Annotated in this window: 26 protein-coding genes; 4 read left to right on the forward strand and 22 right to left on the reverse strand. The window is 64.6% G+C overall.

Going from position 1 to position 26,876, the window contains the following annotated elements:
* The first annotated feature begins 549 nt into the window (after window positions 1-549).
* Genes BSZ14_RS03495 through BSZ14_RS03505 form a run of 3 tightly spaced genes read left to right on the forward strand, consistent with a single transcriptional unit; the run spans window position 550 to window position 6,198 of the window.
* Window positions 550-1,230, forward strand: coding sequence for an ImuA family protein (locus BSZ14_RS03495; protein ID WP_076709901.1), 681 nt, complete (start codon window positions 550-552; stop codon window positions 1,228-1,230).
* Complete coding sequence (locus BSZ14_RS03500) at window positions 1,145-2,938, forward strand: Y-family DNA polymerase (protein ID WP_338012066.1); 1,794 nt, start codon at window positions 1,145-1,147, stop codon at window positions 2,936-2,938. The genes BSZ14_RS03495 and BSZ14_RS03500 overlap by 86 nt, the downstream gene beginning before the upstream one ends.
* Window positions 2,935-6,198 carry an error-prone DNA polymerase gene (locus BSZ14_RS03505; protein WP_076709821.1) on the forward strand — a complete coding sequence of 1,088 codons (3,264 nt, stop codon included), beginning with the start codon at window positions 2,935-2,937 and terminating at the stop codon, window positions 6,196-6,198. The genes BSZ14_RS03500 and BSZ14_RS03505 overlap by 4 nt, the downstream gene beginning before the upstream one ends.
* A 326-nt stretch (window positions 6,199-6,524) precedes the next feature.
* Here the strand turns inward: BSZ14_RS03505 and BSZ14_RS19555 are convergent, their stop codons facing one another.
* The 3 genes from BSZ14_RS19555 to BSZ14_RS03520 all read right to left on the reverse strand — a co-directional run bounded on the left by BSZ14_RS19555 (window position 6,525) and on the right by BSZ14_RS03520 (window position 7,579).
* On the reverse strand, window positions 6,525-6,689 hold the full coding sequence (locus tag BSZ14_RS19555; protein WP_158069164.1) for a hypothetical protein: 165 nt from the start codon (window positions 6,687-6,689) through the stop codon (window positions 6,525-6,527).
* Between the two features lie 191 nt (window positions 6,690-6,880).
* Entirely contained in the window at window positions 6,881-7,090 is a 210-nt protein-coding gene (locus tag BSZ14_RS19560) for a hypothetical protein (RefSeq protein ID WP_158069165.1), read from the reverse strand.
* Window positions 7,091-7,240: 150 nt separating this feature from the next.
* Window positions 7,241-7,579: a hypothetical protein gene (locus tag BSZ14_RS03520; protein WP_241823621.1), complete on the reverse strand. Its 339-nt coding sequence runs from the start codon at window positions 7,577-7,579 to the stop codon at window positions 7,241-7,243.
* Window positions 7,580-7,609: 30 nt separating this feature from the next.
* On the opposite strand from BSZ14_RS03520, the gene BSZ14_RS03525 reads away from it, so the two are divergent.
* A complete protein-coding gene (locus BSZ14_RS03525; RefSeq protein WP_076709823.1) occupies window positions 7,610-7,849 on the forward strand; it encodes a hypothetical protein in 240 nt (79 codons plus the stop codon).
* A 1-nt stretch (window position 7,850) separates the two neighbouring features.
* Here BSZ14_RS03525 and BSZ14_RS03530 read toward each other — a convergent pair whose 3' ends face one another.
* The 19 genes from BSZ14_RS03530 to BSZ14_RS03620 form a co-directional block, all read right to left on the reverse strand.
* The gene (locus BSZ14_RS03530) at window positions 7,851-10,622 is read right to left on the reverse strand and encodes a conjugal transfer protein TraG N-terminal domain-containing protein (RefSeq protein ID WP_076709824.1); all 2,772 of its coding nucleotides are present in this window, start codon (window positions 10,620-10,622) and stop codon (window positions 7,851-7,853) included.
* Window positions 10,623-10,634: 12 nt separating this feature from the next.
* Window positions 10,635-12,026, reverse strand: a complete 1,392-nt coding sequence (locus BSZ14_RS03535) for a conjugal transfer protein TraH (RefSeq protein WP_076709825.1) — start codon at window positions 12,024-12,026, stop codon at window positions 10,635-10,637.
* A gap of 74 nt (window positions 12,027-12,100) precedes the next feature.
* Entirely contained in the window at window positions 12,101-12,964 is an 864-nt protein-coding gene (locus BSZ14_RS03540; protein ID WP_083748077.1) for a conjugal transfer protein TraF, read from the reverse strand.
* Window positions 12,965-12,995: 31 nt separating this feature from the next.
* On the reverse strand, window positions 12,996-13,346 hold the full coding sequence (locus BSZ14_RS03545; protein WP_063113215.1) for a hypothetical protein: 351 nt from the start codon (window positions 13,344-13,346) through the stop codon (window positions 12,996-12,998).
* A 34-nt stretch (window positions 13,347-13,380) separates the two neighbouring features.
* Window positions 13,381-15,177, reverse strand: coding sequence for a conjugal transfer protein TraN (locus BSZ14_RS03550; RefSeq protein WP_076709827.1), 1,797 nt, complete (start codon window positions 15,175-15,177; stop codon window positions 13,381-13,383).
* Entirely contained in the window at window positions 15,178-15,918 is a 741-nt protein-coding gene (gene trbC / locus BSZ14_RS03555; protein ID WP_076709828.1) for a type-F conjugative transfer system pilin assembly protein TrbC, read from the reverse strand.
* 12 nt (window positions 15,919-15,930) lie between these two features.
* Window positions 15,931-16,950, reverse strand: coding sequence for a conjugal transfer pilus assembly protein TraU (traU, locus tag BSZ14_RS03560; protein ID WP_076709829.1), 1,020 nt, complete (start codon window positions 16,948-16,950; stop codon window positions 15,931-15,933).
* The gene (locus BSZ14_RS03565) at window positions 16,950-17,219 is read right to left on the reverse strand and encodes a hypothetical protein (RefSeq protein WP_076709830.1); all 270 of its coding nucleotides are present in this window, start codon (window positions 17,217-17,219) and stop codon (window positions 16,950-16,952) included. Before BSZ14_RS03565 ends, traU begins: the two co-directional genes overlap by 1 nt.
* On the reverse strand, window positions 17,216-17,494 hold the full coding sequence (locus tag BSZ14_RS03570) for a hypothetical protein (RefSeq protein WP_076709831.1): 279 nt from the start codon (window positions 17,492-17,494) through the stop codon (window positions 17,216-17,218). The genes BSZ14_RS03565 and BSZ14_RS03570 overlap by 4 nt, the downstream gene beginning before the upstream one ends.
* Window positions 17,494-18,132 carry a type-F conjugative transfer system protein TraW gene (gene traW / locus BSZ14_RS03575; protein ID WP_076709832.1) on the reverse strand — a complete coding sequence of 213 codons (639 nt, stop codon included), beginning with the start codon at window positions 18,130-18,132 and terminating at the stop codon, window positions 17,494-17,496. The genes BSZ14_RS03570 and traW overlap by 1 nt, the downstream gene beginning before the upstream one ends.
* Window positions 18,129-18,671, reverse strand: a complete 543-nt coding sequence (locus BSZ14_RS03580; RefSeq protein WP_076709833.1) for a S26 family signal peptidase — start codon at window positions 18,669-18,671, stop codon at window positions 18,129-18,131. The genes traW and BSZ14_RS03580 overlap by 4 nt, the downstream gene beginning before the upstream one ends.
* Window positions 18,661-19,338, reverse strand: a complete 678-nt coding sequence (locus BSZ14_RS03585; RefSeq protein WP_076709834.1) for a TrbI F-type domain-containing protein — start codon at window positions 19,336-19,338, stop codon at window positions 18,661-18,663. Before BSZ14_RS03585 ends, BSZ14_RS03580 begins: the two co-directional genes overlap by 11 nt.
* On the reverse strand, window positions 19,335-19,676 hold the full coding sequence (locus tag BSZ14_RS03590; protein ID WP_076709835.1) for a hypothetical protein: 342 nt from the start codon (window positions 19,674-19,676) through the stop codon (window positions 19,335-19,337). Before BSZ14_RS03590 ends, BSZ14_RS03585 begins: the two co-directional genes overlap by 4 nt.
* A 5-nt stretch (window positions 19,677-19,681) precedes the next feature.
* Complete coding sequence (gene traC, locus BSZ14_RS03595) at window positions 19,682-22,267, reverse strand: type IV secretion system protein TraC (protein ID WP_076709836.1); 2,586 nt, start codon at window positions 22,265-22,267, stop codon at window positions 19,682-19,684.
* Entirely contained in the window at window positions 22,264-23,286 is a 1,023-nt protein-coding gene (locus BSZ14_RS03600; RefSeq protein WP_076709837.1) for a hypothetical protein, read from the reverse strand. The genes traC and BSZ14_RS03600 overlap by 4 nt, the downstream gene beginning before the upstream one ends.
* A complete protein-coding gene (locus tag BSZ14_RS03605) occupies window positions 23,283-24,110 on the reverse strand; it encodes a DsbC family protein (RefSeq protein WP_089413574.1) in 828 nt (275 codons plus the stop codon). Before BSZ14_RS03605 ends, BSZ14_RS03600 begins: the two co-directional genes overlap by 4 nt.
* A gap of 43 nt (window positions 24,111-24,153) precedes the next feature.
* Window positions 24,154-25,488 (reverse strand): TraB/VirB10 family protein, encoded by a 1,335-nt coding sequence (locus BSZ14_RS03610; protein ID WP_076709839.1) that lies wholly within the window; start codon window positions 25,486-25,488, stop codon window positions 24,154-24,156.
* Between the two features lie 3 nt (window positions 25,489-25,491).
* Window positions 25,492-26,307: a type-F conjugative transfer system secretin TraK gene (locus BSZ14_RS03615; protein ID WP_062126112.1), complete on the reverse strand. Its 816-nt coding sequence runs from the start codon at window positions 26,305-26,307 to the stop codon at window positions 25,492-25,494.
* Window positions 26,304-26,876: a type IV conjugative transfer system protein TraE gene (locus BSZ14_RS03620; RefSeq protein WP_062126109.1), complete on the reverse strand. Its 573-nt coding sequence runs from the start codon at window positions 26,874-26,876 to the stop codon at window positions 26,304-26,306. Before BSZ14_RS03620 ends, BSZ14_RS03615 begins: the two co-directional genes overlap by 4 nt.

Raw genomic sequence — 26,876 nt, forward strand, 5'->3', positions numbered from 1 at the left:
TTCCGCGACTACGGTGTCCGCATTCCACGATTTGATCGGATATTCATCGGTGTGCAGGAAAACCGACCGCGCGGCGCCCAGGTTCGATAAGTCGGCGATGCGGCAGGAGCCTTCGCCCCGACGGCACTCGATATGCAAAAAAGTCCGACCGTCCATATCCGGCCCAACTATCGTTCCTTCGGCAGAGATGAACCCGGTGTCGCTCGCGCGGTCGTCCCTATCGTCATAGAAGGTCTTGGGCGGGTACCTGAGAGGGCGATTTTCCGCCACTTTGACGAGCCAGAGTGATGCTGTAACCCCGATGACTGCAGCGGTCCCAAACCCCGCCGCAAAGCTCCGAACACTCAAACGACGCCCCCCCCCGTGCCTCCCGTATGATCGGGTGCAATGCACTCAACCGATCGCAATGGGGTTGACCAACGCGGCTCGGTAACGGAACATAAAGGGAACGAGTAGAGTCTAACCCTTATGCCCGCCGCCCTTGATTCATCAGTGCCGACCATAGCGCATCTTCGGACGATCGCCACACCCGCGACCGACTTCCGCATCATGCCTTTCGGCGTCGACGCGATCGATGGACGGCTTGGGGCAGGGGGCCTTCGCGCTGGCGCGCTACACGAGGCGACGGCGCAGAGCGGCACGATGGTCGACGACGCAGCAACGACCCTCTTCCTCGCCAGCATCGCTGCGCGTGAAGCAGCTGCAACAGGCGGGCCGGTGTTATGGGCAAGCTGCCGCGCCGACCTGTATGCACCGGCGCTGGAACAGATCGGGCTGCCGGCCGCAGCCGTCATCCATGCCCAACCGCGTGATGACGCGGCCCTCTTGGCGGTGATCGAGGATGCGGTGCGCGACGGTACACCGTCTGCGATCGTCGCGGAGGCAAGCAAAGTCTCCTTGGTTGCAACCCGCCGTCTGCAGTTGGTCGCGGCAGAAGCTGACATGCCCGTCCTGCTTCTACGTCGTCGACGTGGTCTGGGCGAGGATCCGCTTGCCGAACCATCTGCGGCCTGGACCCGCTGGAGGATCGGCACCGCGCCGTCCGAGCGGCTTGAGGTCGCGGGTGTAGGAAGGGCGAGATGGGCAGTGGAGTGCGCTCGCCAGCGTGGGGGTGAGGGGTTCTCCCTGATTGTGGAGGGCAGCGATGAGACGGGTCGTCTCGCTGTTCCTGCCGGACTTGGCCATCGAGCGGCTGAGACGGTTGGAACGGTCCGCTTCGCGGCAGCCTGAACGGCCTGTCCTCGAGCTGCCGGTAGATGACGACCCCGGCGCCTGTTCGGTGCCGCGGGGCGGCGGTTGGCGGCCAGGTGCGCGGTGGGCACGCGAAGGCCTGCCTTCCCGCGCCGACGTCGAGACGCAGATTGCGGCGCTGCCAACGCATGCGCAGCCGCCCATGCGCGAGCTCGGCCGTCGTTCAGAGGCAGCAAGTCATCTTTATAAGACCGTAATCACAGGGCATCCGGCGCGGAAAGCATCGCCGTTGGATATTAAAACCGATGGCCTTCCACCCTTGGCGCTCATCGGGAAGACCGGCCGGCGCGAGGAGGTGGTTGCTGCGTGCGAAGGCGCGCGGTCGCTCGGCATTCAGCCCGGTATGGCTGCGACCCACGCGCGCGCGCTCGTATCGGATCTCGACTTCCGTCCAGCCGAGCCGGAGGCTGATGCTGCACTCCTCGATCGCCTTGCGCTGTTCGCGGTTCGACGCTGGTCACCCATTGCTGCCGTCTCGCCTGCTGATGGGCTTTGGATCGACCTTGCGGGCTGCGCGCATCTGCATGGTGGCGAGGAGCGATTCTGCAGGCGGCTGATCGCCTTCTGCCGTCGTGCCGGTTTCACCGCGCGCGTGGCCGTCGCTGACACGGCAGGGGCGGCTCATGCCCTCGCTCGCTTCGGCCGCAGCGAGATCATCCGCGTCGAGCCGGGTGGGACCGCCAGTGCGATTTCGCCGCTGCCGATCGTCGCCTTGCGCTTGGCACCGAGCGCGCTCAGCGCTGCCAAACGCTTTGGCTTCGAGACGGTAGCGGATCTGCTGCCGGTCGCGCGTGGGCCACTGGCGCGTCGGCTCGGTCTGCCGGCGATCACGCGTCTGGACCAGGCGCTCGGCGCAGTGGCCGAGCCAATCACCCCGCGCGAGGATGCCGAGGTTCCGATCGTCGAGCGTCGCCTCCTTGAGCCAATCGGCACGGCCGAGGCGATCGAACAGGTCATGGGCGATCTGCTGAACGACCTTGCGCAGGTCCTGCAGGCGCGAGGTTTGGGCGCACGGGCACTCCGCCTCACGGGCTTGCGCGTCGATGGCACGGAACAGGTCGTGGGTGTCGGCACGTCGCGGCCGACGCGCGAGGTGTCGCACCTCCTCAGGCTCCTGAAGCTCAGGATTGAACGGATCGACCCCGGCATGGGGCTCGAGCAATTCTGGCTGGTAGCGCCGCATACCGAACCGCTGGATGCGGTCGACCTTGGCGCGGTCCTCGCCGGCGAGACGCTGGTGCGAGACCCGGCACGCCTGGTCGACGTCATCGCCGGCAGGATCGGGAGCTATGCCGTCTACCGGCTTGCGCCTGTCGAGAGCCATGTGCCGGAACGGGCCGTCACCCGCTCCGACCCGGTGGAGATGCCAGGATCATGGCCGGCGTGGAAGCGGCCGATCCGCCTTTTTGCCCGGCCGGAACCACTGGCGCGCGTGATGGCGCTGATGCCGGACCAGCCACCCCGCCGGTTCGAATGGCGCGGCAAGACCTACAAGGTCGTTGCTGGCGACGGCCCTGAGCGTGTGCACGGCGAATGGTGGCGGCGCGATGCCGAGATATGGGCGGTGCGCGACTATTACCGCGTCGAGGATGAGGCCGGAGGGCGGTACTGGGTCTTCAGGCGGGGTGACGGCTTCGAGGACGAGACCGGCGACCTGTCCTGGTGGATGCACGGGGTCTTCGGATGACCCACTATGTCGAGCTGCAGGTGCTCACCCACTTCTCGCTCCTGCGCGGCGCGTCGTCGCCGGAGGAGCTGTTCGCGGCCGCGGCGCTGCTCGGCTATCCCGCGATCGGCGTCAGCGACATTGGCACGGTTGGGGGTGTCGTGCGCGCGTGGGAGGCACAGAAAGCCACAGGTGTCCGCTCGATCGCGGGCACGCGCGTCGATCTGTCCTGCGGCCGGCGCCTGTTGCTCTATCCGACCGACCGGCCCGCCTGGTCGAGGATCACGCGGCTGCTCACCGTCGGTAAGAAGCGGGCAGGTAAGGGCGGCTGCCTCCTCCACTGGCACGACCTCGAGCCGTGGTCCGAGGGTGTTGTCGCCATCCTGCTGCCGCACGAGGCGGATGAGGAGAACGTCGCCGCACTGAAGGACCTGAAGGCTATCTACGGGCGTCGCGGCTATATGGCCCTGTTCCAGCGGCGCCGGCCAGGGGACGCGGTTCGCATCGATGCGTTGGCCCGGCAGGCGGGCGGAGCAGGTGTCCGCGCCGTCGTGACCGGTGACGTGCTCTACCATGCGCCCGAGGCACGGCTGCTGCAGGACGTCGTGACCGCAGTGCGAGAGAAATGCACCGTCGACGAGCTCGGCTATCGCCGCGAGGTGAACGCCGATCGGGCGCTCAAGTCGCCCGACGAGATGGTTCGGCGATTCCGCGCCTATCCGGACGCGCTGCAGGCAAGCGTCGACATCGCACGCATCTGCACCTTCGACCTTGGCGAGCTGGCCTATCAGTATCCGCACGAGCGCCTGATCGAGGAGCTGACGGCGCAAGAAGCCTTGGAGAAGCTGGCGACCGAAGCGGTCGAGCGGATGTTCGATGGCGAGGTGCCCGAAGCGTACACCAACCAGATGGCGCATGAGATGCGGCTGATCAGCGAGCTTGGCTACGCGCCGTACTTCCTTACCGTCTATGCGATCGTGCGGGAGGCGCGTCGGCGCGGGATCCTCTGCCAAGGCCGCGGCTCGGCCGCAAACAGCTGCGTGTGCTTCGTGCTTGGCGTCACCTCCATCGACCCCATCAAGCACGAGCTGCTGTTCGAGCGCTTCGTGTCGGGGGAGCGCCGCGAACCGCCCGACATCGACGTCGACTTCGAGCATGAGCGCCGCGAGGAGATCATCCAGTGGATCTACGAGACCTATGGGCGTGATCGGGCGGCGCTGACCGCGGTCGTGACCCGTTACCGCGCGCGCGGCGCGGTGCGTGACGTTGGAAAGGCGCTCGGGCTACCGGAGGATTTGACGTCCTCGCTCGCCGGCCTCGTGTGGGGCTGGTCGGCCGAGGGTGTCGGCGAGAAGCAGGTCGACGAGCTAAACCTCGACATCGCGGATCGTCGCCTGCGCTTGACGCTCGACCTCGCGCGCAAGCTGATCGGCGTGCCGCGCCACATGTCGCAGCATCCAGGCGGGTTCGTGCTGACGCATGATCGCCTTGATGGTCTAGTTCCTATTGAACCTGCCGCAATGGAAGACCGGCAAATCATTGAGTGGGACAAAGATGACATCGACAGTCTAAAATTTATGAAGGTCGACGTTCTCGGCCTCGGTATGCTCGGGTGCATGAACCGGGCGTTCAATCTACTTGAACAAGACAAAGGTATTCGTGTCGGACTGGCAGACTTACAGGATGATGACCCTGACGTCTATGCCATGATCCAGAAGGCTGACACGCTCGGCACCTTCCAGATCGAAAGCCGTGCGCAGATGAGCATGCTGCCGCGCATGAAGCCGCGCCGCTTCTATGACCTCGTAATCCAGGTCGCGATCGTGCGGCCGGGACCGATCCAGGGTGACATGGTCCACCCGTACCTTCGCCGGCGTGAGGGGCTGGAACGGCCGGAATACCCGCGCCCGGAGCTGCGCGCGGTGTTGGAAAAGACCCTCGGCGTTCCCCTGTTTCAGGAGCAAGCCATGAAGGTCGCCATCGTCGGCGCGGGCTTCACGCCGGCCGAGGCGGACCAGCTGCGCCGCGCCATGGCCACCTTCAAATTTACCGGCGGGGTCAGCCATTTCAGCGAGAAGCTGATCGAGGGCATGGTCGCACGCGGCTATCCCCGCGACTTCGCCGAGCGCACCTTCCGCCAGCTTGAGGGTTTCGGCTCCTACGGCTTCCCCGAGAGCCACGCCGCCAGCTTCGCCAAGATCTCCTACGCGAGCAGCTGGATGAAACACCATCATCCGGACGTGTTCTGCGCCGCGCTGATGAACGCGCAGCCCATGGGCTTCTACGCGCCCGCACAGATCGTCCGCGACGCGCGCGAGCACGGGGTCGAGGTGCGGCCACCTTGCGTCAATGCGAGCCGGTGGGATTGCACCCTCGAGCGAACAGGCGGGCGCTATCTGGCGGTGCGGCTTGGCCTACGGGTGATCCGCGGCCTGTCGAACGCTGACGGGGCCAAGATCGTCTCCGCGCGCAGCACCACGGCATATGACTGCGTTGAGGACGTCTGGCGCCGTTCGGGCGCACAGCGCGTCGCGATCGAAAAGCTGGCGGACGGCGATGCCTTCCACAGTTTCGGCGCCGATCGCCGGCAGGGCCTTTGGAAGGTGAGGGGGCTCGGCGAGGCTCCGCTGCCGCTCTTTGCCGCGGCGGACCGCGCGGCCGAAACACTAAGCGCGGAAGGGATCGAGCCAGAGGTGCAGTTGCGGGCGCTGACCGACGGCCGCGAGGTGATCGAGGATTATCGCAACCTGCAGCTGTCGCTCCGCGCTCACCCGCTGACGTTCGTGCGTGACGAGCTGACACGTCGCGGCGTGAAGCGCTGCGCGGATCTCGCCAGCGTCCGCGACGGCCGCCATGTCGAAGTCGCGGGCATCATCCTGGTGCGTCAGAAGCCCGGTTCCGCGAAGGGTGTGCTGTTCATCACCATCGAGGACGAGACCGGCATCGCCAACGGCATACTTTGGCCCGACCGCTTCGAGGCGCAGCGCCGCACCGTGATGTCGGCTTCCATGGTCGGGCTGAAAGGGCGCGTGCAGAAGGAAGGCGAGGTGATCCACGTCATCTGCGACCGGATCGTCGACCATGGCGACCTGCTGCACCGTGTTGGTGACATGTCCTTTCCGCACCGCACCGGCCGCGGCGACGCGGGCCAGCATCCAGGCTCACCGGATCGCGGGGACAAGGGATGGCAGCCTGAGCCGCGCAATCAATACTGGCCGCCCCACGCGGACGGTAAGGATCCAGAGGACGTCGTGCGTTTCAAATCGCACGACTTCCACTAATCCGTGTCGACGTTGCCTCGGCACCAGCGCGTGGTGATCGCGCTGTCGGTGCACATCCTGCGTGCCGGCGTGGCCAGGTGCTCGGAGACGACCGTCGACGGCATGGAAGTTCGTCTCGCGCTCCGCTGCCTTCTGCCCCACTGCCCGGAGAGATGGCCCCTCGAGCTCTATTGGGATGCAGCATCACAGACGAACGAGATCGGAAGAGCCCAAGGCGTGACGGCCGCGTTTAACGGGATCGTTCGCCAGCTGCGCAAGGCGGGACGGTATGAGGACGTATCCCCGCTGTGAGCAAACGGCCGACGATCGAAGCACCGTACAAGACACTAGGCGAATGGGCGGTCGATCGCGCCGATATGCGCATCGCATGCGTGTGCGGCCGCAGCATGAATATGCCGGCAGGTCAGATCCTTGAACGCTTTCACGGCGACGGCGATGTCGCATCGAAGGTCATTCGGCTGCGTTGCCGAGGATGTGGTCGCCGCGGGCATGCCTCGGTATCGTCGGTGCCGATCCTGCGCCGATAGGGGCTGCGCGCGGGGAGCCCGCACCCTTATTGGCCATTCCGGCGCTGGGGTGGCGATCCAGGGTGAGTGGCGCCTCGCTGCGCCGGGGGGGAAGAGCAGCGGGGCGCCAATCGGACCTAACGTCGGGGGGGGGCGTCGGTCACACGAAGAACCGTTTATTCGCCGCGCTGTTCCATACCGCATGACCTATCGCGCCCTTCAGCGATGATCGATAGCATCGGCCGATGGCCAAGCATGACGCGCCGAAAAGTCCCAGTGACATCCGAGATCTCCTTGCGCACCTTCTTGCGGGCGCTGCCGGCAACACGGAGGCTTATTGGAAGAAGCGGCTTGGCGAGGTGACCGCGCTTCCGATCGTTTTTCATCCACGATCGAATTGGCGGATAGAGCCTACCGGGAAGCCTGAGGAGCTACAGGCGATCGAGAAGGCGGTGGATCTAGTTCGCGCGGCGCACCCCTATGTGCCCTCGCCTAGAGGCTCCGATATCAAGCCTTAGCTCCCACGTCCGACTGGCTCACCTACCGAAGGCCGCAAGCACGATCGCCAGTGACATGACGAACAGCGACAGCCAAATCGCTATCTGTCCGAAGATATGCAGGACCAGGCCGACCCAGGAATACCGCTGGCGCAGCAAAACGGCGCTTCCGACAGCCACGAAGAACGCGATGGTGGCCGGCATCGTTATGGAAGGCGAACGAGACAGTGAGGCCTCGGCTAAGGGCATCAGCCCGATTGCCATCACGAGCAGCCATGAGAAACCAAAAATAAGGCTGCCCGTCAGGTCGGTCAGTGCCGGCGGGCGGTGCTGACGAGCCGTAAAACGTGGACGATCATGCGTTGCCACCATGTTCATATCGCTCTACCTTATAGGGCGAGGTGCGCCATGCAAATTGATCCCAGCCAGCCAATCATGTTCGATAACGACGCCATGCCGGGCCTCGGAGCCGGATATTGGCAGGTGAATCCGTTTGCCGCTACTCATCGCGAAGATGCTGGCGAAATGGTCGGTGCAGACGGAAATAATCCGGTCTCCCCACGAGCAGTGAAGCTAATGGCGGCTGCAATAGTAACCGTCGCTGCCGGGTTCGTCATTATTGGGGGCGTTTCGACCTTCCTGTTTTGAGTCACGGCTTTTTTGCCCCAGGGGGGGCTTGGGCGAAATCAGCCGTGGCGACCCGGCCGAGACGAGCCGTATCATCACCGACCTCGCTCGCGCCTGCTGCGATGACCCCCCGCTCAGCGGAAGTGTCGGGGCGGCCGACAGAAACAGGATGCGCTCCACCCAGCGGACGACCTCCTGAATAGCGGCCGGCAACCGAGGCCTCCGAAGCGACGCCCGGCAATTTCATGCCCGCAAGAGCAGGATCGGACAGCGCCGATTGAATGTCGCGCTCGATGACGCTGGAGCGCTGCTCGGCCCATTTACCGATTGCAGTGTTTCGCGCAGCTTCTTGGGGGCCGCTAAGGTTGGTCTGCCATAGCTCCGGCAGCATATTTCCACCGGGGCTATTACGATTTTCGTTCTCGTACCAGCGCGTCAGGTCGTTTCGAAGATCGGTCGTGAGATTGAATCCGTTGCTCTCAGCGAAGCTCGCGTGCTGCTCCAGTGAGCGGGACAGTTCGCGATAGTGCCGCGCCTGCTCCGTGTACGAGTTGATCTTGGATTGCGACTCCTCGATTGCGCGAGTCCGAGCCTCACTTTCTTCAGATCTCCTGGTCGTACCATTCTGGTAAAACTTGCCATCTTGCGTGGAAACACCAGCACCCACGGTATGGTCGGAGGTTACCCCGCCGGTGACAGAGGCCGTCTTGTCGTGGTTGCGCTGGGACGAGTTAGTATCGCTGGTTGTGTCAGCGTTCGTCCAGGAGCGATTGTACCCCCCGGTAACGTCCGCCTTGCCACCGACGCCGGCGCCAGTTGGACCAGCACCGATGCCCGCTTTCGCGTTCGCACTGACACCGAGCGATCCGCCGATCGACCATTGGCCGGCGTCCGTCGAGTTTTTACCGGTGGAGTATTGTGACGTCGTCCCCGCCCCAGACTGCTCGCGAAGCTCGATGCCCCCTCTCTGGCCAGCGGTACGCCGGTCCGACCGATCAACGGTTGTACCGCCGCGCTCGCCAGTGCTCGCGTCGAAGGCAGTCGAGTTTCCGGATGACCAGGAGTGCCCATTGCGCAGGGCCTCGAGATGCTGTGTTTCTCTCCTGCTGGCCTCTTCGTAGCCGTCAGCAATTCGGGCCGCAAAAGATGCCTGCCGACTTTCAGTGGCCATAGCCGATTGAACGGTCGAGGCACTGAACGGCAAATTGTTGATCGCCTTGCTAGTATCGTGAACGTTGAACCCATCGCCATTGTTATTGGTGAATGAGCCATTGTCGTGCCGGAAGCTCGACGAAATCCCGCCTGTCGCGAACGTCGGTGCGTCAGACCATTGATTGCTTTGCCGCATATTTGACGTCGAGTTGGCGAAGCTAGTGTTCCCGTAACTGTAGTTGCCGGTCGTCTGCTCCGCAGCCGCAGCCTCGGCCGCGTTCTGTGCCGGCGAGAGGACCGATGTCGCTTGTCCGGAGATGCTCATCGCACCCTTCGCAAGGCCCGCCGCCAGGAACGGCACGCTCATCAGCATGAAGCCCGCGATCGTCGCCGTCTCTGCGTTGACGGCACCGATGCCGGCGTATGTGCCGAGCGAGGTCCCACCTTCCGCGACCCCCTGCGCTGCCCCCGTCGCACGGGTCATGCAGATCATGTGGAGGATGACGTACAGCGGCCCCCATGCGGCCAGATAGAAGAAGCCCGTAAGATACCCCTTGAGCGCGGCGACGCCCGTCTGGGGCATCAGGAACAGCGGGAAGATGACCGGGAACATCGCGTAGAAAACCACGGTCAGAACGATGTTGAGGATCGGCACCCAGCTCATCGCTTGCTGCGCGATCGAGTTGTACGTGTTGCGCGCCTGAATGTCCGCGCGCGTCGTTGCGAATGTGTCTATCGACGCAGCGCCAGGGCCGCCCGCCATTCCGTCGCGGGCCTCCATGAACGCGTTGATTGCCGTGTTCTGCCTGACGATCGCCTCGTAGTTGGCGCTCGAGGCGGTGAAGGCCTGATTGACGATTGGAACGTCGTTACGCAGCTTGGCCGACGCGACTGCGGTGGACAGCTTCGGATAGGTCGACTTGGCCCACAGTGACGTGTGCGCCTCGATCATCGAGTGCCACTGCCCATTGAGCATGCCGTAAGACTGCCGGCAGGAGATGATGTTGCTGGTCGTCGAAGCGCCAGACCGCTCGATCCAAGGCTGCGACCGCGCGGCCGAGCCGGGTGCCAGTGACTCCCACAGATCCTTTGCCGCGGCGAGGTCGGTCATGGACTTTTGGCCGAGCATGATATCGCCGAAGACGCAGTTTTTGAAATGCGCCGATAGGTTGGTAGCAAATTCGGCGTCACGGATCTGGAACTGCCGCGTCGCGTCGAGCAGGCGGGATCCGTAGATCATGCCATTGGTCGAGTAGCTGAGCTGGCTCGGCATCGTGAAGACGGTCTCGGACGTCCGCGTCAGCCAGTCGCCAACCTGGCTGGTGAAACTAGCGATGACGCCCAGCCCGAGGGGCACGTTGTCGACGACTGCCGGCGCCAGCGACGGATTGATCCGGTCGGTCACCTTGACCGTGACGGTCGGCACCATGAGGCACATGTAGATGAGGCTCGAGCCAATGAACCAATTGAGCCATGCGCGCACGTTCATCGTGAACGCGACGGACATCAGGGCGTAGATAAGGCCGAGGACCATCACGACACGAAGCAGTCCGCGGTAACCGCCTCCGCTTGTCCACGCGGCCACCGCATTGAACGTGTTGACGATGTATTCGCCGCCACCAATCGTGAAGACCTCGACCATCGCGTCTCGTCCTTAGTTGAGGCCCTGCGAACTCAGTCCGCGCGAGAAATTGAGCGACGCTGCCATCGCCGGCGACATGCTGTTCTGGAGCGTGGACTCGAGCATCACCGACTTGTTGATGAGCGCGATCGTCTGGTTGAGCGTCTCTTTCAGCTTGAAGTCGCGCTGAGAGTACCGCTGCCGCGCCTCGGCGAGCTGGTCGCGCCACATCTTGCCCATTTCCGCGTCGGCTGGCTGCACCTGAACCGTGGATTGGCTGACGCGATCGAGCATGTTCTCGATCATCGAGGACAGGAGATTGACCGCGACAATCTCGGCAAGGGCGCTGGTCTCGCCATCGGCGAAATTCTGGTGCGCCATCGCCTGCACTGCCAGCATCTTGTAGAGCGGCAGAGTGGTCATATTGAGCAGCTGCTGCTCCTCGGTGTTGAGCGGGCTATCCGAGCGGATCTTGAGGTTGATGTTGTCGATCAGACCCTTGATCTTGCTGCGAAGGCCAGGTCCGGGACGGAGCGTCTGCTCCGTCATGTTCAGACACTGCTCCTCATCATCGCATCGCAGGATCTTCACCGGTGTTCCGGTGCCTGCGCCATCGAGCAACGCCGTTACGATGGCGTCTTCCGCAGGGCCGACAAAGCCAACAATCCTGCCTTCCGCAGCCTTGGGATTGATGACGATCGTACCAACCAGCGTCATCAGAAATTCGGAGAACTCCTTGTCCGTGCCGGCAAACTTGTTCGACTTTCGGATCGCATCCCACGTGTAGTTGCGCGGCGCTCCGGGGATCTTGTCGGCCATAGCCGGGTCGGTGTTTCCCTCGAGTGTGGAATCCTGCTCACCACCGGTGCCACAGCCCTGACGCGACTTGGCCCAATCGGAGAACTTGCCCTGGCTGTTGCCGACCGCAGCACAGATCGTCGAGCGCGCGCCGGCCATCTTCGGCCAGACCGAGCCGACCAACCCTTGCGCCGCCTCGCACGACGAAATGTTCATCTGGTTCATCTGCTGGGCTTTGTTGGCCATGCCATCCATGACCTTGCCGATCTCCGGTGACACGCTGTCGATCGCGAGCTGGAAGGCGAAGCCGAGGGCGTTGTTGGCCGTCGCCTTCAACATCGCCACCATCTCGGCACCGTTGATGAAGCTGAAGGAGCCGGTGAACAGGTCGATACCACCGCAGCCGGCGGATACCTTTGGCATCTGCAGATTGAACGGCTGCACGCTCTTCTGGGGAAAGCGCGTCCAGACGTTGCCCATCGAATAATAGCCGGCGGTCTGCCCCTGATAGGCACTGGGACCGGTCACGTTGGCCGCGCCGCCTGCGTCCTGAAAGAAGCTGTTCATGGCACCGGCGACGTCAGCGCGGGCGATATCAACGGGGACCATGCTCGCTGCGCCAAGCACTGCGATCGCCGAGGCGGTCCGCCGCAGAATGACGCGGAATGGTGAGCGGTGAGGGGGAGGGGTGGTGTTCGCCATCAGAAGTCACTCCCGACCTTGGCGTTGGTGAGCATGAAGATGCGCTCCATGACCTCGTCGGCCGACATTACACCGAAGCCGATCGGGACCGTCTTGCGGGTGACGGTGTCGAAGAGCACCAGAGCCGGGGTTGCGAGCGGCACGCCCATGCGCTGGCGCTGGCCGCTATCGACGACATAATTCGGGAATTGGCGGCTCGGACCGCCGTCGGTCGACACCGCCATGACCGTGATCCGGTGGCTATCGGCAACCGAGCGCAGGATCGGCGAGAAGACCTCGCAGGCGGCGCAGGACTGGGCGAAGAAGTAGAACATGCCGTAGCGCTGGCCGAGGCGCGACAGGACCTGATCGCGGGTAGCCGACCGGTTATCGGTCCAGGCCCGCTTGGCGACGGTCGAGACGGGGCGCTGCAGAGTGTAGTCGATATCCGGGTTCTGCCAGAGCGCCCGCTGCCAGGTGTCCGAGAAGGTCGACGCCCGGTCGAGCTGTTCACGCTGATAGCGGACATAGGCGATCACGTTGGCCTCGGTGGGCTCGAGGATCGCACGTGCCTTAAGTTCGTCCAGCTGCTTGGTGATCGCCTTCAGGCGCTCGGTGGAGGACGTCTGCGCCTGCGCGGCCGTCTGTGGTGCCGACGGCTTCGCCTTGGGCCGCTCGCAATAGAACCACTGCCCGAGGCGGCGCTGCCCGCAATAGAAATCGTCGCCTCGTTGCTCGTTGCGGTTATCTGCCGCGAGCGTGGGCTCGACGGCGCCGCCAGCCTGTGCTGTATCGTCGGGCGCCTCGGCCATGGCCGCGCTTTGCAGATCGAGCGTCTGCGCGATCGCCGGCGTCGCGGCCGGCGCGATCGAGGCCAGCAGCATGAGGATAGAGGCGGTCAACCGACCTGTGCGCTTAGTCCTGAGAGTCGTCATCGTCATGCTCCCCGTCGAGCTCAATCATTGCCAATTTGAGGACCGACATCATCCGCGCGACGTCGAGCATCGAGGTGCCCTGGTCGAGCATGCGGACGATGCCGCGCAGATGGCTGCGGCCGTGCTTGCGACCCTTGATGGTGGCGCGCATCCCGCTCTCGCGGCGGACGAGCCATCCCGCGTCGACCATGCGCGGGAAGGACCGCTCGACGTCTCGCGGATCGATGTCGCACTGGAACCAGTGTGAAATGGTGGTCGACACTTCGCCGGCCGAGGTGCCCCGCGCCGATCGGTGAATGCGTAGGAAGATAGCCAGATCGAGGACCGACATGTCGATCGTGCACGGTCCCCCCGGACCGTCCGCGTCATTTGCGCCCGTGAAGGTCATAATACCCCTGAATCTTGGCTTGAATGTCGGTCATCACGGAGACCTCATCGGGCAGCTTGGCTGCATCCATGAACTCCGCGTAGACCTCGGAAAAATCCATCTTCGACAGGTCGAGGCGCTGGAACTCCTCGATCGAGAAGCCTTTGCAGGTCTCGTCCTTTGGCTTGCCCCACGGCTTGTTGATTTGCTGGCGACCTTGCTCCTGTAGGATCCGGGAGAGTTTGCTGCCGAAGCAGCAGTACGCGTCTTTGGACGTGACGCAGACGCCGAGGATCTTGTCCGAACAGTAGGACCCGACCTTGTGGCACAGCCCCTTGTCGTCCTTCTCATCGAGCTGTTTCTCAGCTGAGCTGCACAGCCACGGGGTCAGAAGCGGCACGCCCTTGCCCGAGCAGCAATTCGACGCGCCAAAGATCTTCTTGTTGCAGGTGCCGCGCTCGCCGGAGAACACGGTGAGATTGTTGGGGTCGAATTGCTTTCCGGCGTCACCGATCGAGTGGAGCGCGACGAGCGCATCCTTGAACTCGGTCGAGGCCTCACGCTCGATCGTCTCGCAGTTGCCGTTCAGGCAGTAGACATCGCCGCCACAGACATACTGCTTGTCGGTCGAAGCCTTATCGTCCGGCAGCGGGCAGCTGTAGATGCGCTGCGACACCTTGCATGCACCCGACTGCGGGTCATCGAGACATTCGTCCCGCAGGAAGCTGCAGAGCTTGTTTCCGTCGAGGGCGCTGCAATCATTCGCCGGCGTGAGACGCTGGCAGGTGAACGTCCGCGACCATGCCCAGCAGCTCTGGGTGACCGGCACGCCCTCGATGATCCGCGTTTCGGGACCCTCGGTGCAGACCTCCGCCGCTTGCGGCACGCAGCTCGTATCCGAGCCGAGCGCCGGGCAGCTTCCCTCATTGCGGGTGACCGTGACGCTGGTCTCGCCTTCCTTCTTCACGAAGACGGTGTTGGTCTTGAAGTTCCAGTGCGACGGGATCTCGCTCTGCGGGATCTCGGTCGAGCACGAGTAGAGCTGCGCGGTGCCGCTCTGCTTGCTCTTACAATATTTGCGGTAATCCTCGACGTTCGTGCCGCCCGCGCCAAGGTCGATCTGCGCATCGCACACGTGCTTGGAAACCGGCTCGGTGCGGCACACGCCGGCCGCCACCTTCGCTTGCATTGTGCTCGCCCGGGCGAAGCCCATCCCCTCCTGCTTGTCGGGGGTGGCGCCGTAGTAGAACCAGCGCGAGGTATTCACGACATGCGGAACCATGGTGCCACGGCAGCTCTCGGTCGCTTCAGTGACCTTCGAGCCCTGGTTGCAGGTAGCCTCGTAATAGCCCTTGCCGCCTACCGACGGTGGCAGCGGGGTGCAGGTGCCCTCGGACCCGCCGATGCTCTGGCCGCCAAGATAGGCCTCGGGGTCCTTCTCGATCTCGGAGCCGCGGGATGTGGTCGCGAGGATTTCTGCATTGCTGAACCGCGGCCGGGTCCGCCCCTTGTCGGTGACCGTGCCGAACGCATCGTCGGTTCCCGCCTTCGCTCCACCATCGGCTGTGAGCCGATCCGGATCGTCGAAGTAGACCTTCTCGGGCAGATCCGTACCGGCATAGCCCGGCAGCTGCGCGAGCTTCGCATCGTTCGGGCCTAGGCTTTCGTCGGCACGCATCGCCTTGCCGAGATCCGCGCCTTGCTTACGTGCCTCCTCGATCGTCGTCTGCGCGACGACGCCGCTCGCCGCGCCGGCGACGATCGCGAGCAGCAAGGAGAAGGCGACCCGCTTCACCTAGGCGCCCTTGGCCATGTTGCGCAGCGCCACGGCGGAAACGCCAGCGCCGGGGCCGTGCGCGGCCACGAACGTGTCCAGCACATAGCGGACCGACACGTTGCCCGTCATGCGATCGTGCGCCGGCACCTGGCTCTTGCAAGACAGACCCGAACACAGGTCGAAGTCGGACGATACGGCGACATAGGTCGGCACCGCCTGAACGTCGAAGGCGCGGAACAGGCGGGGGTCGATACCGACGTTGGCGAGCTGATCCTTGTCGTTCACGACCTTGCTCAGCATGGCGCTGAACGCCTTCATCGAGTTGTTGGGGAAGCCCCGAAACACGACGACACCACCGGCCTTCGATGTGTCTGCGATCAGCTGACGCAGCGCGGGAACCGGCATCGACAGGCTCGCGAAGGCAATGAACTGCGGCGCGTCGCCACGCGACGTTGCGACATTCTGGCTGGCGCCCTTGATGATCTCATCGAAGTCGAAGGCACCATCGCCGTTAAGCGGCAGGTCTGCCTTGGCGAGGTTCACGAGATTGCCGGTGGCCTTCGCATGGACGGCGATCGCGTCCTCGCGAAAGGCGTTGCCGCGGTTGCGGACGTGCTCGGCGAAGGTCTCGGCATCGCCCTGCATAGCGGCCGAGCGGCGCTTGATCGCGTCGAGGTCGAGTCCGTCGACGGTTTGCGCGATCGCCTGGATGCCGGCGAACCCGGCGAGAGCGGCGACGACGATGGTGATGCGGCGCATGATCGTATCCCCTCAGAGCACGCAGCAATTGCGCTTGCGCCAGACGAGGTAGCCCATGTCTTCCCCCTTCACGGGGAAGGAGCGGCCTGCCTGCGGTGGCATGGTCGAGCCTCCAAGCGGCAGGCAGGCGGCTTTGCCGCTGACCGTCGGGATCGGATTGACCATCTGGGTGCGATATTGCTGCTTACGCAGCACCGGCATCGGGTATTTGTTGCACAGGCCCTTGGAGCCCATCGTGCCCCACGCCAGCCCCTCACGGTGGATCTTGAAGGCGAAGCGAGCTAGCGCGAGGCGTGACGCCTGCACATGGCCGATCGAGGCCGAGATGTTGCCGTTGACCGGGTACATCGGTCCCTGACAGCCCGCACACCAGAAGGTCGCATCGAGCGGCAGCTTCGCCGTGGATGCGATGCAATCGCCGGCACAGGCAGCTTGTGCGATGGGCGTCGAGAACAGCACCGCCTCGGGGTTGATGAGCGCGGTCAGCGCGTCATCCTGCCAGAGCGGGTCAACCTCCGTCATGTAGGCGATGTCGAACGACGACTGCTCGAAGCAGGCGAAGTCGGCGAGGATCTCCATCCAGTAGAGGAGGGGATAGACGTACCAGTGGACGTGCCACTTGGACGTGTTCTGGCCGTTGCCACCGGTCTGCGATGGCCCGGACAGCTGCCCTTGGCCGATATCGAAGCCGGGCGAGATCTTGGTGCCGCCCAGGTTCACGAAGCACCACGGCTTGGTCGACACGTCGGCCAGACGAACAGGCTCCCAGAAGCCGGCCGAGATGCCGATACGCGGCACCGGACTGCCGCATGCACAGACAGGCAGGCTGGGGTTGTCGGTGTCCGGCCGCGTGCTCGGCCAGATCTTCAACGCACCCACGGAGAGGGGAAACAAGCACGACCAGCAGACGTCGGTGATCGGGTTCACGAATTTGCCGGTGCACTTCGACTGCGCTTCCGCCCGAGGGCTAAGCACAGCCGTCGCCAGAACCACCGCGAACGCCAGAATGAGCAGGCGGAAGCTACGAACCATCAGAAGTGGCTTTCGAGGTTCGAGGGCACGCCCGGGCTCACTGTCGGACGCAGAGTGTCTGCAGCACGAAAGAGCCCGTAAGAAACGACCGCGACCAGGAGGTGGCAGGCAATCTCGGCCTCAGATGAGGGCACGAGCAGCCTGTGGAACCGGAGAAACCAGCCGATATTGAAACCGACAAAGACGACCAGCTTTGCCAAGCTGTAGCTGCCGACCAGCAGGGCGGCGCATTGTGTAGTTGATGCGAGCGCGGGGAAGCGGAGGGTCACTGAGCGTCATCCAACGAAGTGGCTGCATCGAGGAAGGCGTTGTCCGCTCGGTTCTTGCGGTAGACGTAAAGCGCGGTTTGCAGCGCCGTGGTGATGAGGAGCGCGGCGACAGCAAATGAGGCGGAGCGACCGAACAGCCGCACCAGCGGCGAGATCGCCAGCACGCCGATCGCGGACGCGACGCAGAGGAGCTGGAAGGTTCGCCGCATGGCGCGCAGGTCATCGGTCTCCGGCGCAGCCATTGGCGTCTTCAGCAGATCGAGCCACAGCGGCATCAGCTGTTCCCCTTGAGCTTGATTTCGGTGAGCTTCATGACCCGGCCGTCCTGGACCGCGACCGCGGGCGTATGTCGGACGCCGAGCTTGCCCGTGAGGCGTCCCTCCTGGTCGAAGTAGAAGCGACGCTGCCGCGCCGTCATCTCCTCAATGGGGGAGCCATTCACGAGGATGATCTTGGCCTTGAGATCGCTGTATTGGCTGGTCGCCCAGTCCATCTCCGCCTTGCTGTCACCGTTGACGAAGACGAGGGCCTGCCGGACGGCGGTGAAGTCGAGCGGGTTCACCGACTGGCCGGCGCGGGCGATGTAATTGCCCTTCTGGTCCTGGACGTCGCGCTCAATAATGATCGTCGGATCATAGGCCCAGGTCCGCGCCTCGGTCGCAGCGGAGATGCCGGCGACGGGCTTCGGGCGACGCACACGCGCCTCGGCACGGCGCGCAAACTTGGTGTTCATGCGGTCGATCCCACCGCTCGCCTGCAAGCGCTGAAGCTTTGCCTCCATCGTCGCCATCAGATCCGGCTCGATGATCGGAAAGGCTTGCCCGACAACGCCGTGGTCGCGCGCGCGGGTCGCCGAGGTCAGCGACACCGACAACAGGGCGACGATCGCGACGGACTCGAGCGCGCGGTTCACAGGATCGGCTGCCCGACGCCGACGATCTTGTTCGAACAGGCATAGCCAATCGCGGCATAGCGACTGTCGAAGCCGTCCTTATGGGGTGAGCCGACGTAGTAGCAGCCTTCCGGGATCACGCCCGTAGGCCCTGCCAGCAGCGTCTCGCCGGCTTTGGTGAGGGGTTTCATGCGGCCGACGAGACGGCCGGCGACGATCACGTCTGCGCCGCGGTGGACGACCGTGTCCCCGGGCATGCCGTAGACGATCTTGCCGAACATCTGCTTCTTGGCGCCGAAATGGCGGATGACCAGGGGCGCGGCGGGCGGCACGAAGAACACGTATTCGCCACGCTTCGGCACTGCGGTCTTGTGGATGACGAACGCCCAGTTGGGGAGCGATTCAGACGCGTTGATGAGAAGGCCGTGGGTGTCCCGCCACTCGGTAATGGCATTGTAGGACATGCCACCCGCGATGAAGAGGCCCAGCGCTGCCCAGAGCCGCTTGCGTGGCCGAAAGCGCTCTTGCGGGCCGGCGAGGGCAGCAGGGTTACTGGCCACCGGGGCCTCCGAAGGACGAAACCGATGCTCCGGCGGTGGAAGGGTCGACCGACGCGACGTCCGGAGCTGCGGCCGGGACAGGCATGGCGGCGAATGGGTTGGGAGCGGCTGCGACCGGCGTGACCTGCGCCGTTTGAACCGGCGCGATCTGAACAGGAGGATTGGTCGGAGCCTGGCCCTGCATCATCGCGCCCATCTGGGTCGGCGTCGCCGGCGTCGGCGTCTTCACGCCAGAGGCATAGACGGCCTTGGCGACGTCGGCCGTGATGTCGGGGACACTCTTCGAGAGCACAGCCTCGCCGACAAGCACGACCTGGCCGGCAGCACCGCGGCGCTGGAGCTCGGCGTCGAGCGTCGCCATGAAGCTGCGCATCTGCGCCTGCACCTGGTCGGGTGGCGTCGCGCTGCGCGCCTGCGCTTGGACGTATTCGCCGACTATCCTGGAGAGGTCCGCCTTGACGATGTGCTGCGGCTTTTCCGCCGTCACCGCCTTCGTGATCCAGACCGCCCAAAGAAGCGCGACGAGAAGCGCCGCGCCTACGAGCAGCTGCTGCGCGGTATAGCCGGCAAAGACGGCGCGGCGCGCGGGCGCGATCGCAGCGGGGGCGGGGACCGCGGCAACGGCCGGAGCCGCGGTCGGCGCACCCATCTCGTTATCCTCGGTCATGCGCGCGGCTCCCTGACGGCCGGGTCACGCGGCAGAATGGCGTGCCGGCGAAAGAAGATGATCGCTGCGCTAAGGGCGATGTGTACCCCGCCAACGATGAGCTTGAACTGGTCGATGCGGCTGGCGTCGGCCGCAAGATAGCGGCTGGTGAGGTTCTGGACGTGGTTCATCATGCCATCGAGCGAGAAGCCGCCGATCGCGAGGAAGAAGAGCACGAACAGGCCCCATGTCATCAACAGGGTGGTGACGAGGAAGCCCGCCATGTGGAGGCCGAAGAAGAGGCCATAGCCGTAGTCGACCTTGCGGCCGCTGCGGGGCATCGGAAGGACGGTTGCCATGCTGGTCACTCCGCGGCGATCGGCAGCGCGTCGTCGTCCGCGCCGTGATCGGTCCATTTCTCGGGATTGTTGGGATAGGCGACCCGCTCGATCGCCTCTTCCATCGTCAGACCTTGCTCGAGCAGGTCATGGATCGCGGCGAAGGTGAGCGGTGACGAGGAGTAGACGGTCGCCGAATAGGGATCGAGGACGAGCCGGCCCACCGCCAACGTCTCCGGACCCTTAATCATCACGTCCGAATATTCGGAGCCTTGGCGCTTCAGCGACCGAAGCAGCGCATCGGTGTAATCGTCCATCTGGAAGCGATCGTGCTTCTTGAAGTCGGCGATCGTCTCTTCCTTCTGCTGGAGGATGACGAACCAGTCCGAGTTCTCGAGCGCCGCCTTGGAGCCGTCCGACTTGTAATAGTCGTTGAGGCTCTGTGTCGCGGTGACCAGCGACGCACCGTACTTGCGGCAGGTGCGCGCATAGGCTTCGATGAAGTCGGCCATCGAGCCGCCCTTGAGCATCTGCCACGCCTCATCGAGGAGCAGTGCCTTGCGGATCGAGCGATCCTCACGGCGCATCGACTGGCTGACCAGGAACATGATCGCGGTCAGGGCGACGCTGCGCAGCTCCTCGCGCGACGAAAGATCGGACATCTCGAAGACGGTGAGGTTGTTCTTGAGCTCGAACGAAACCTCGCCTTCGAACATGCGACCGTAGGTGCCCTTCGACGAGAACGGCCGCATCGCGATCGCGAGGTCGATGCCGATCTGATTGCCGGTGGCATCCAGAGCAGCGATGACGTCGTTGACCGAGCCGTTCGGCCCCTTTTCCGCCCAGACGGCATTGATCGCGCCGTCGATGAGGCCCCGCTCCGTATCGTTGAGCTTATCGATGTGCCGGGCCATCTGGTTCACGATGCTTTTCAGCATCGCGAAGCAATCCATCCGGTAGTCCTCGTCGGCTTCCGCGAGGGCCGGGTCGATCATCGAGAACGGGTTGATGCAGAAGCCCGACGACATCGTGAACTCCACGAACGCGCCGCCCTGCAGCTTGGCGGAGTGCTCGAACGAGCGGCCGTCGTCGATCACGACGACCTTGGCACCGGCGCCGACCATAGACGAGCAGAGCTCCTGGAGAGCGACCGACTTGCCGGAGCCCGACTTGCCGAAGACAGCGACATTGTGGTTGCCGGCGGTGTTCTCGAACGGCGACCAGAAGAAGGGCTGTCCACGCCGGCCGATCAGCATCAGGTGGGGGTTGTTGCCGCCCAGATACTCGCCCTGCAGCGGCATGAGGCTGGCGGCGGTCGTCGTCAGGACGGTCCGCAGTCGCTTCATGTTCTTGAGGTCGAATGACAGGCCATTGGCCATCGTCATCGGCATCGCAGCAAGCAGCCCCTGGATTTGCAGATAGCGATCGTCGAGGAGGTCCCAGCCAGCGGCCCGGTAGACCGACTTCAGGATGCGCTCGTTCGCGTCGCCCTTGCCCTTGGGGCTGAACGAGGTGACCGAGTAGAACGCCTGCACCAGCTTCCGCCCCTGGCGGAGCTCGTCCTTGACGAAGCGCCACTCCTCGGACTGGTCCTTGAGCTGCGGCAGCATGCGGGCCGACTTGGAATCCGCAAGGCTGGTGGTGCGCATGAACTTGCGGCCGGCGCGCTGCCCGGAAGCCTCTGCGTCGGGGAAGTCGAGGCACAGATTCGTCGAGACCGGGCAGGGCATGCGCAGCTTGTCGGCGAACATGTCGCCGATCAGCTTGGCCATGTCCCACGGCGCCCAGCGCTGCGGCAGGTTGCGCACCGAGAAGGAGCGCACGTCGAACGTATCGGGATAAATCTCGCCGATCTCGGGCGCATTCTCGACGGTCTTGCCGGTCGGCCGGAAACGTTCGGTACGCAGCAGGATGCGGTCAGGCTCGATCTTCATTTCGAGGTCGTGGCGCACAGCCTGGTCGGCGATCGGATCGAAAGGATTGTAGGTGATCGTGTCGTCACCGGGCGCCGTTGTTGGCGAGGTGATGTCGTCGATCCAAGAGATGAGACTCTTGGGATCGATCGCCCGCGCATGGACGCCGAGCGATTCCAGCGCCGAGATGAGCCCCTCCATGACGGAGACGATCTCTTCGTTCGACACGCGGCTCGATTCCGGCGTCGAGTAGGACAGGCCGAGCCGATGATTGCGCAGGCAGAAAGGCGCGGAGTTCGACAACGAGTTCCAGACGCCGCCCATCAGATACTCGGTCCGATGCCGGGCCATCCGCTCGTAGATGCCCGATGCGGAGTAGCGCGGCATGTACCACTGCGAGAGCTTCTCGGAGATCCGCGGGCTCATCCAACCATGGATCTGCAGCGCACCAGGCGTCGGAATGCCTTCCGACAGCAGCTGCGCCAGCATCTCGTGGCTCTGCTCGGTCGCGCCGATCATCGGCGTAGCCTCGAGGAAGAAGCCGCGCGAGGCGCTGTTGTAATAAATATGGGTCTTGGGATCGTAGCCCCGGTACGGCAGCCAGTGGACGAACCGCGGGACTGCGGTGTCGGGACGGCTCTGTTCCGGCTTGGCCGTGTCACCGACGAGGTTCGAGAGCAGGCCCTTCAGGAAACTCATTGGTCGACTCCGGGGAAGGAGGAGGCTCGCAGCACTGGCAGAGGCGATGCCGCTTTGGCCGCGTCACGCGCTTCCGGTTCGGCACGCGCGAGCCCTGCGCGGATCGCGGGATTGGCCGCGACCGCGACGATGGCGTTGCGTCCGGCTTGCGTCGCGTACTTGGGCACCGCGACGCCCGAGCTTGCGGTGACGACCGGGCGGGAAGGCGCGGAGGAGGGAAGAGGCTTGGCGGGGGTGGTCGCGCCGACGCGGGCAGGCGCGCCGGATGGAGCAGGGGTGCTGCGCGCAGGTTGCGAAGAGGCCGCCGCAGCCGGCGCCGAGTAGGTCACCGTAGCCGGTGTATGCAGTGCCGACGGCGTGACAGGGAGACGACTAGGGGCCTTGGACAGCCGGCGAGCGACTTGATCCCTGATATCCCCGACAGGGTCCGCCTGGGCACGCGCGGCCGCTACTGCAGCTGCCGTCGGCATATCGGGATCCACCGCCGGCTCGCCGTCGACGAATGCGGGCTGATCGGCACGATCGATAGCGGCAAGCAGCGTATCGCCTCCCGTTGCCGCGCGAACCTGCGCCGGCGTCGATGCAACAGCGTTGTCGGCGAGCCCCTGCTGCCATTCGCCGCGCTCGACCACGGCGTGGATCGCGGTCTGCTCGCGCAGGCGCCCAGCGGCGTCGATCTGCGCCGGGAAGACGATACGCAGCACACGCTCCTGGCTGCGCGCTGGCGTGGCAGCGGCCGACTGGAAGCCGCCTGCGATGTTGCGGGCGGCGATGCTCTGGCCACCGAGATCGCCGGTTGCCGGCGCGCTGTAGGGGCCTGCCGGCGTAATCATGCGATCGCCCTCTTCGCCAGCGATCATCGCCAGCGCGCGATCGTCGATGGTCGAGCTCGGCGCGCAGATGCCGTCCGGCGCAACGCACGAGAAGTTGCCTTTGATGTTGCCGCCCATCGTCGTGCAGCTCGAAAGGCCGGTGCCGGCGAGGATGAGCGCAAGCGCTCCGAGCTTGGTAGGTGTCACGACCGTCCTCCCTCGATGAAGGCGGCCAGCGCCTCCTTGGGCCGGTAGCCCTCGATCATCGCGCCGTCGGAGCGGACGATGACGGGCGTGCCGGAGAGACCATGCGCGCGCGCGAACTTCTCGTTGGCGTCGAGACCCGAGGTGTCGCACGTGCCGGCATTGCGAAGTGGCTCGCCGGCGTAGGCCTGATGCAGCGCCTCTTCACGGTTTTTGGCGCAATAGACCTGGTTGGCGAGATCGCGGCTGCCGAGCACCGAGATGGGGCGCTCGACGACGCGAACGTTCATGGTGCGCAACGTGTTCGACAGCGCGCGGCAGTAACCGCAGCGGAAGTCGCTGAAGACGGTGACCGTCTTGCCGCCCGACTTGCCCCACACGATCGCACCGGTTGCCGGCAGGCTCGTGAGCGACAGATGCTGCGGAGCTGCGGGCGCCGGGGGCGGTGCGCCCGCACCGCGCGTCAGCGGCGCTTCGTCGCCACTTGGGGCGTTGTTAGCCTTGGCCGCCCCGCCGATGAGCGTGTCGGGGTTGATCTCGAGGAGGCGGGTCGCGGTTAGGTCCTGGCGCGTCTCCATGTCGTAGACCCGGCCGATCATGAGGTAGCGGCCCGAACGATCGACGTAGAAGAGGTTGCTGCCGGCAGTAACCTCGCAGAGGCCATCGATCACAGCGCAGTCGACCTTGGAGATCTGCGTTTTCGGCAGTCGTGCCTTGAGCAGCTGGGTGACCGCGACGCTGTCGGTGGGTCTGATGGCGGCATAGGCCTTCATCGCGCCGACACCCGCGACGCCGAAGACGGCTGCGAGGACGGGGATCTGGACCATGCTGTTGGCGAGAAGCGCGCGGCCGAACCGGCGCGACCAGCTCTTAGTTTCGGACATACACACCCTCCAGGAAGACGATCTCGACGTCGACGCCGGTCGGCATCTCGATGACGGGCTGGTACTGCTCGGCGCGCTCGATCAGGTACTTGGAGACCATGTCGCCGGCCTCACCGATGCCGTTACCAATGCCTCCCTGGGCGATGTCGCCAACGCCGAGTTGCTGGCGCTTGCCGTTCACCAGCACGTTCGTGCCCTGCAGGAAGGAATTGGAGTTCGCAGCGAAACCTTTGCCGATCCCGCCGACGAGGCCTGCGATGAATGCTTGGCTCACCAGCGAGCCTTCGCGGCTGACCACGCGCCCGCGCACGCCGGTCTTGCCGCCGAAGGCAATGAACCCCTTTACCTCGGACTCGGCGTAGCGGCCGCCGGGCTGCGGGCAGGTCATCTTCTGCAGCTTGATGTAGACCTTTTCGCTCGACAGCTCGCCGCGCGCAGCGCCGTTGATGAGGCAGCCCTGGATCTTGGTCGTGAGCAGCTTGCCGTTCTGCAGCACCGAGCGCGCTGGGCCGGTGATGCGCAGCACGACTGGCAGCGGATCGGTCTGACTGTTCACGCCCGCCGCGGCGTCGACGCCGACGATGACCTTGGCGGTCGCGAAGCTGTTCGCGGGCAGATAGTTGGGGCTATCGGTGTAAACCGTGCTGCCCTTGGCGATCTTGGACGCCGTACCGGTCTCGGTCGCGCCGAAGGAGACCATCTTCACTTCGCTCAGCCGCGCAGGTGCGACGTCACGCGGGGAGCCAGCGCCAGCGGCGCCGGGACTGCCGTAGACTGCGGCGCTGCCCGGGCCGTACATCGCCTGCGGGCCTGCGACCGGCTGCGGCGCCGCGGCCTGTTGGTTCACCTGCCGGCGAAGCTGCTCGTTTTCCGCCTGGTAGGCCGAGACGACACGCTGCCCATCCGAGGACATCGAGGTGTTCTGCGCCCGCAGCGCATCGATCTCTTGGGACAGCTGCGCGACCCGCGCATTAGTGCCCTCGACGCTCTTCAGCTGGTTCTCGTTGGACTGGAAGCGGTTTTCGGACTGCGCGATCCACTCCTGCTCCGACTTGGTCTTGTTGGCCATGTCGGCGACCGACACGGTCTTCTTGTCGGCGCTATCGGGATCGATCTTCTTGGCGGCGTTGTCGTCGCTACCGAAGATCCAGAAGCATGATGCCAGCGCCAGACCCCCGACACCGCCGGCGAGGATCATCTTCTGCTTCTTGTGGATCTGGGTGTTGCCATCCAGCTCGGAGGCGATCGGCGAGACGCCGTCACCGGCCTCCGGCGCATCGAGCGGCTTACGCTCGCGGGAAAAGATGTTCTTGATGCCCATGGCTCAGTTTCCGTTTCGCGAGACGAGGTAGGCGGTCGTGACCCGACCGGGCGCGAGCTTGGGCTCGGCGATCGACACCGCGAGCGAGCTGGCGGGCGCCACGCTCGCCTCGGTCAGCGTGGTTTCGGCGGTGCCCTTGTTCTCGATGCGCAGGACGCGGCCGGTCAGTGCCTCGCCGCGATATTCGGCGATCATCTGCACCTTGAGGTTGCCGACGTAGACGGGCTTCAGCGAGCGCTGACGCATCTCGTAGCCGTCGACCGACTTGTTGGCGTACATCGCCTGGACCAGCGATACCGCGGCGTCTTCTGGCGAGGTGGTAGCCGCAACCTTGGTCTGGCCGGCTTCGGCCGCATCCGCCTTGGCGATCGCGGGGTTCGATACGAACACCTGGACCGCCTGGTCCCCGCTGATCCGGCATTGAAACTTGTAGACATAGCCGCGCTTCGAGGTGCCGAAGAACGACAGGACCTGCCGCCCGAAACCTTCCGGGACCGACAGGTAAATGTCGCCGCGCACCGGCTCGTTGACGACTGAAAAGTCGTCCGACGGATTGCCCGTGTTGATCTTTGACACACCGGCGAACTCGTCGCCGACGAGGCTGATGCGGGTCAGGTCCTTCGCGGAGGCGTTGCAGGATACTTGGGCACCGTCCGCAGCCATCAGCGTCTGGTCACCAGCGGCGAACGCCGGCGCCGCAAAGACGAAGACGGCGACCGCGATCAAGGCGGCGCCGATGATACGACTGATGAGGCAGAAGGTCCGCGACGACAGGGCAGTCCCAAGCGCGGCGCTTCCGAACGCGTAGAGGGCGGTCACATCGAGACTCCCGTGCGGCTCTTGGGCTGGACCATGTGGAAGCCGACGAGCTTCAGGCTCATGCCGACGTATTCCCAGTCGTAGACGAAGGTGCGCTGCTCGGATGAGACGACCTTCTGCCCGATGACGGTGTTGAGCTTGCCCGACACGGTCGACTGCAGCGCCTTGGGATCGATCTCCATGCCCTCCAGCGTGAAATACTGGGACATGCTGGATCCGCGCTGGTCATCGACGATCTTGAGAAGGTCGGCCTTGATCGCGCCCTGCGACTTCGGCGACACGATCGCGAGCACCTGCTTCATCCAATAGTCGAGGCTGTTGGGCGTGCGGTTGAGCGTCAGCACCGCGGTGTCGCGGGTGACAAGCTCGAGATACTCGCGCGTCACGCCCGAACTCGAGACCCGCAGCGGGCCGTCCAGGATCGGCAGCAGCACTGCCTCGCGATCGCGGTTCGCTGAGAAGAGCAGGAGCAGGCCGACGATGCCGGCAAGCACGATTGCGGTGATGCCGAGCATGTTGCGCTGGCGCAGGACGCGCTGGGACTGCGCGTGTTGGTAGGAGAAGTCCAT

Source organism: Sphingomonas sp. Sph1(2015) (assembly GCF_001970915.1).
Taxonomy (GTDB): domain Bacteria; phylum Pseudomonadota; class Alphaproteobacteria; order Sphingomonadales; family Sphingomonadaceae; genus Sphingomonas; species Sphingomonas parapaucimobilis.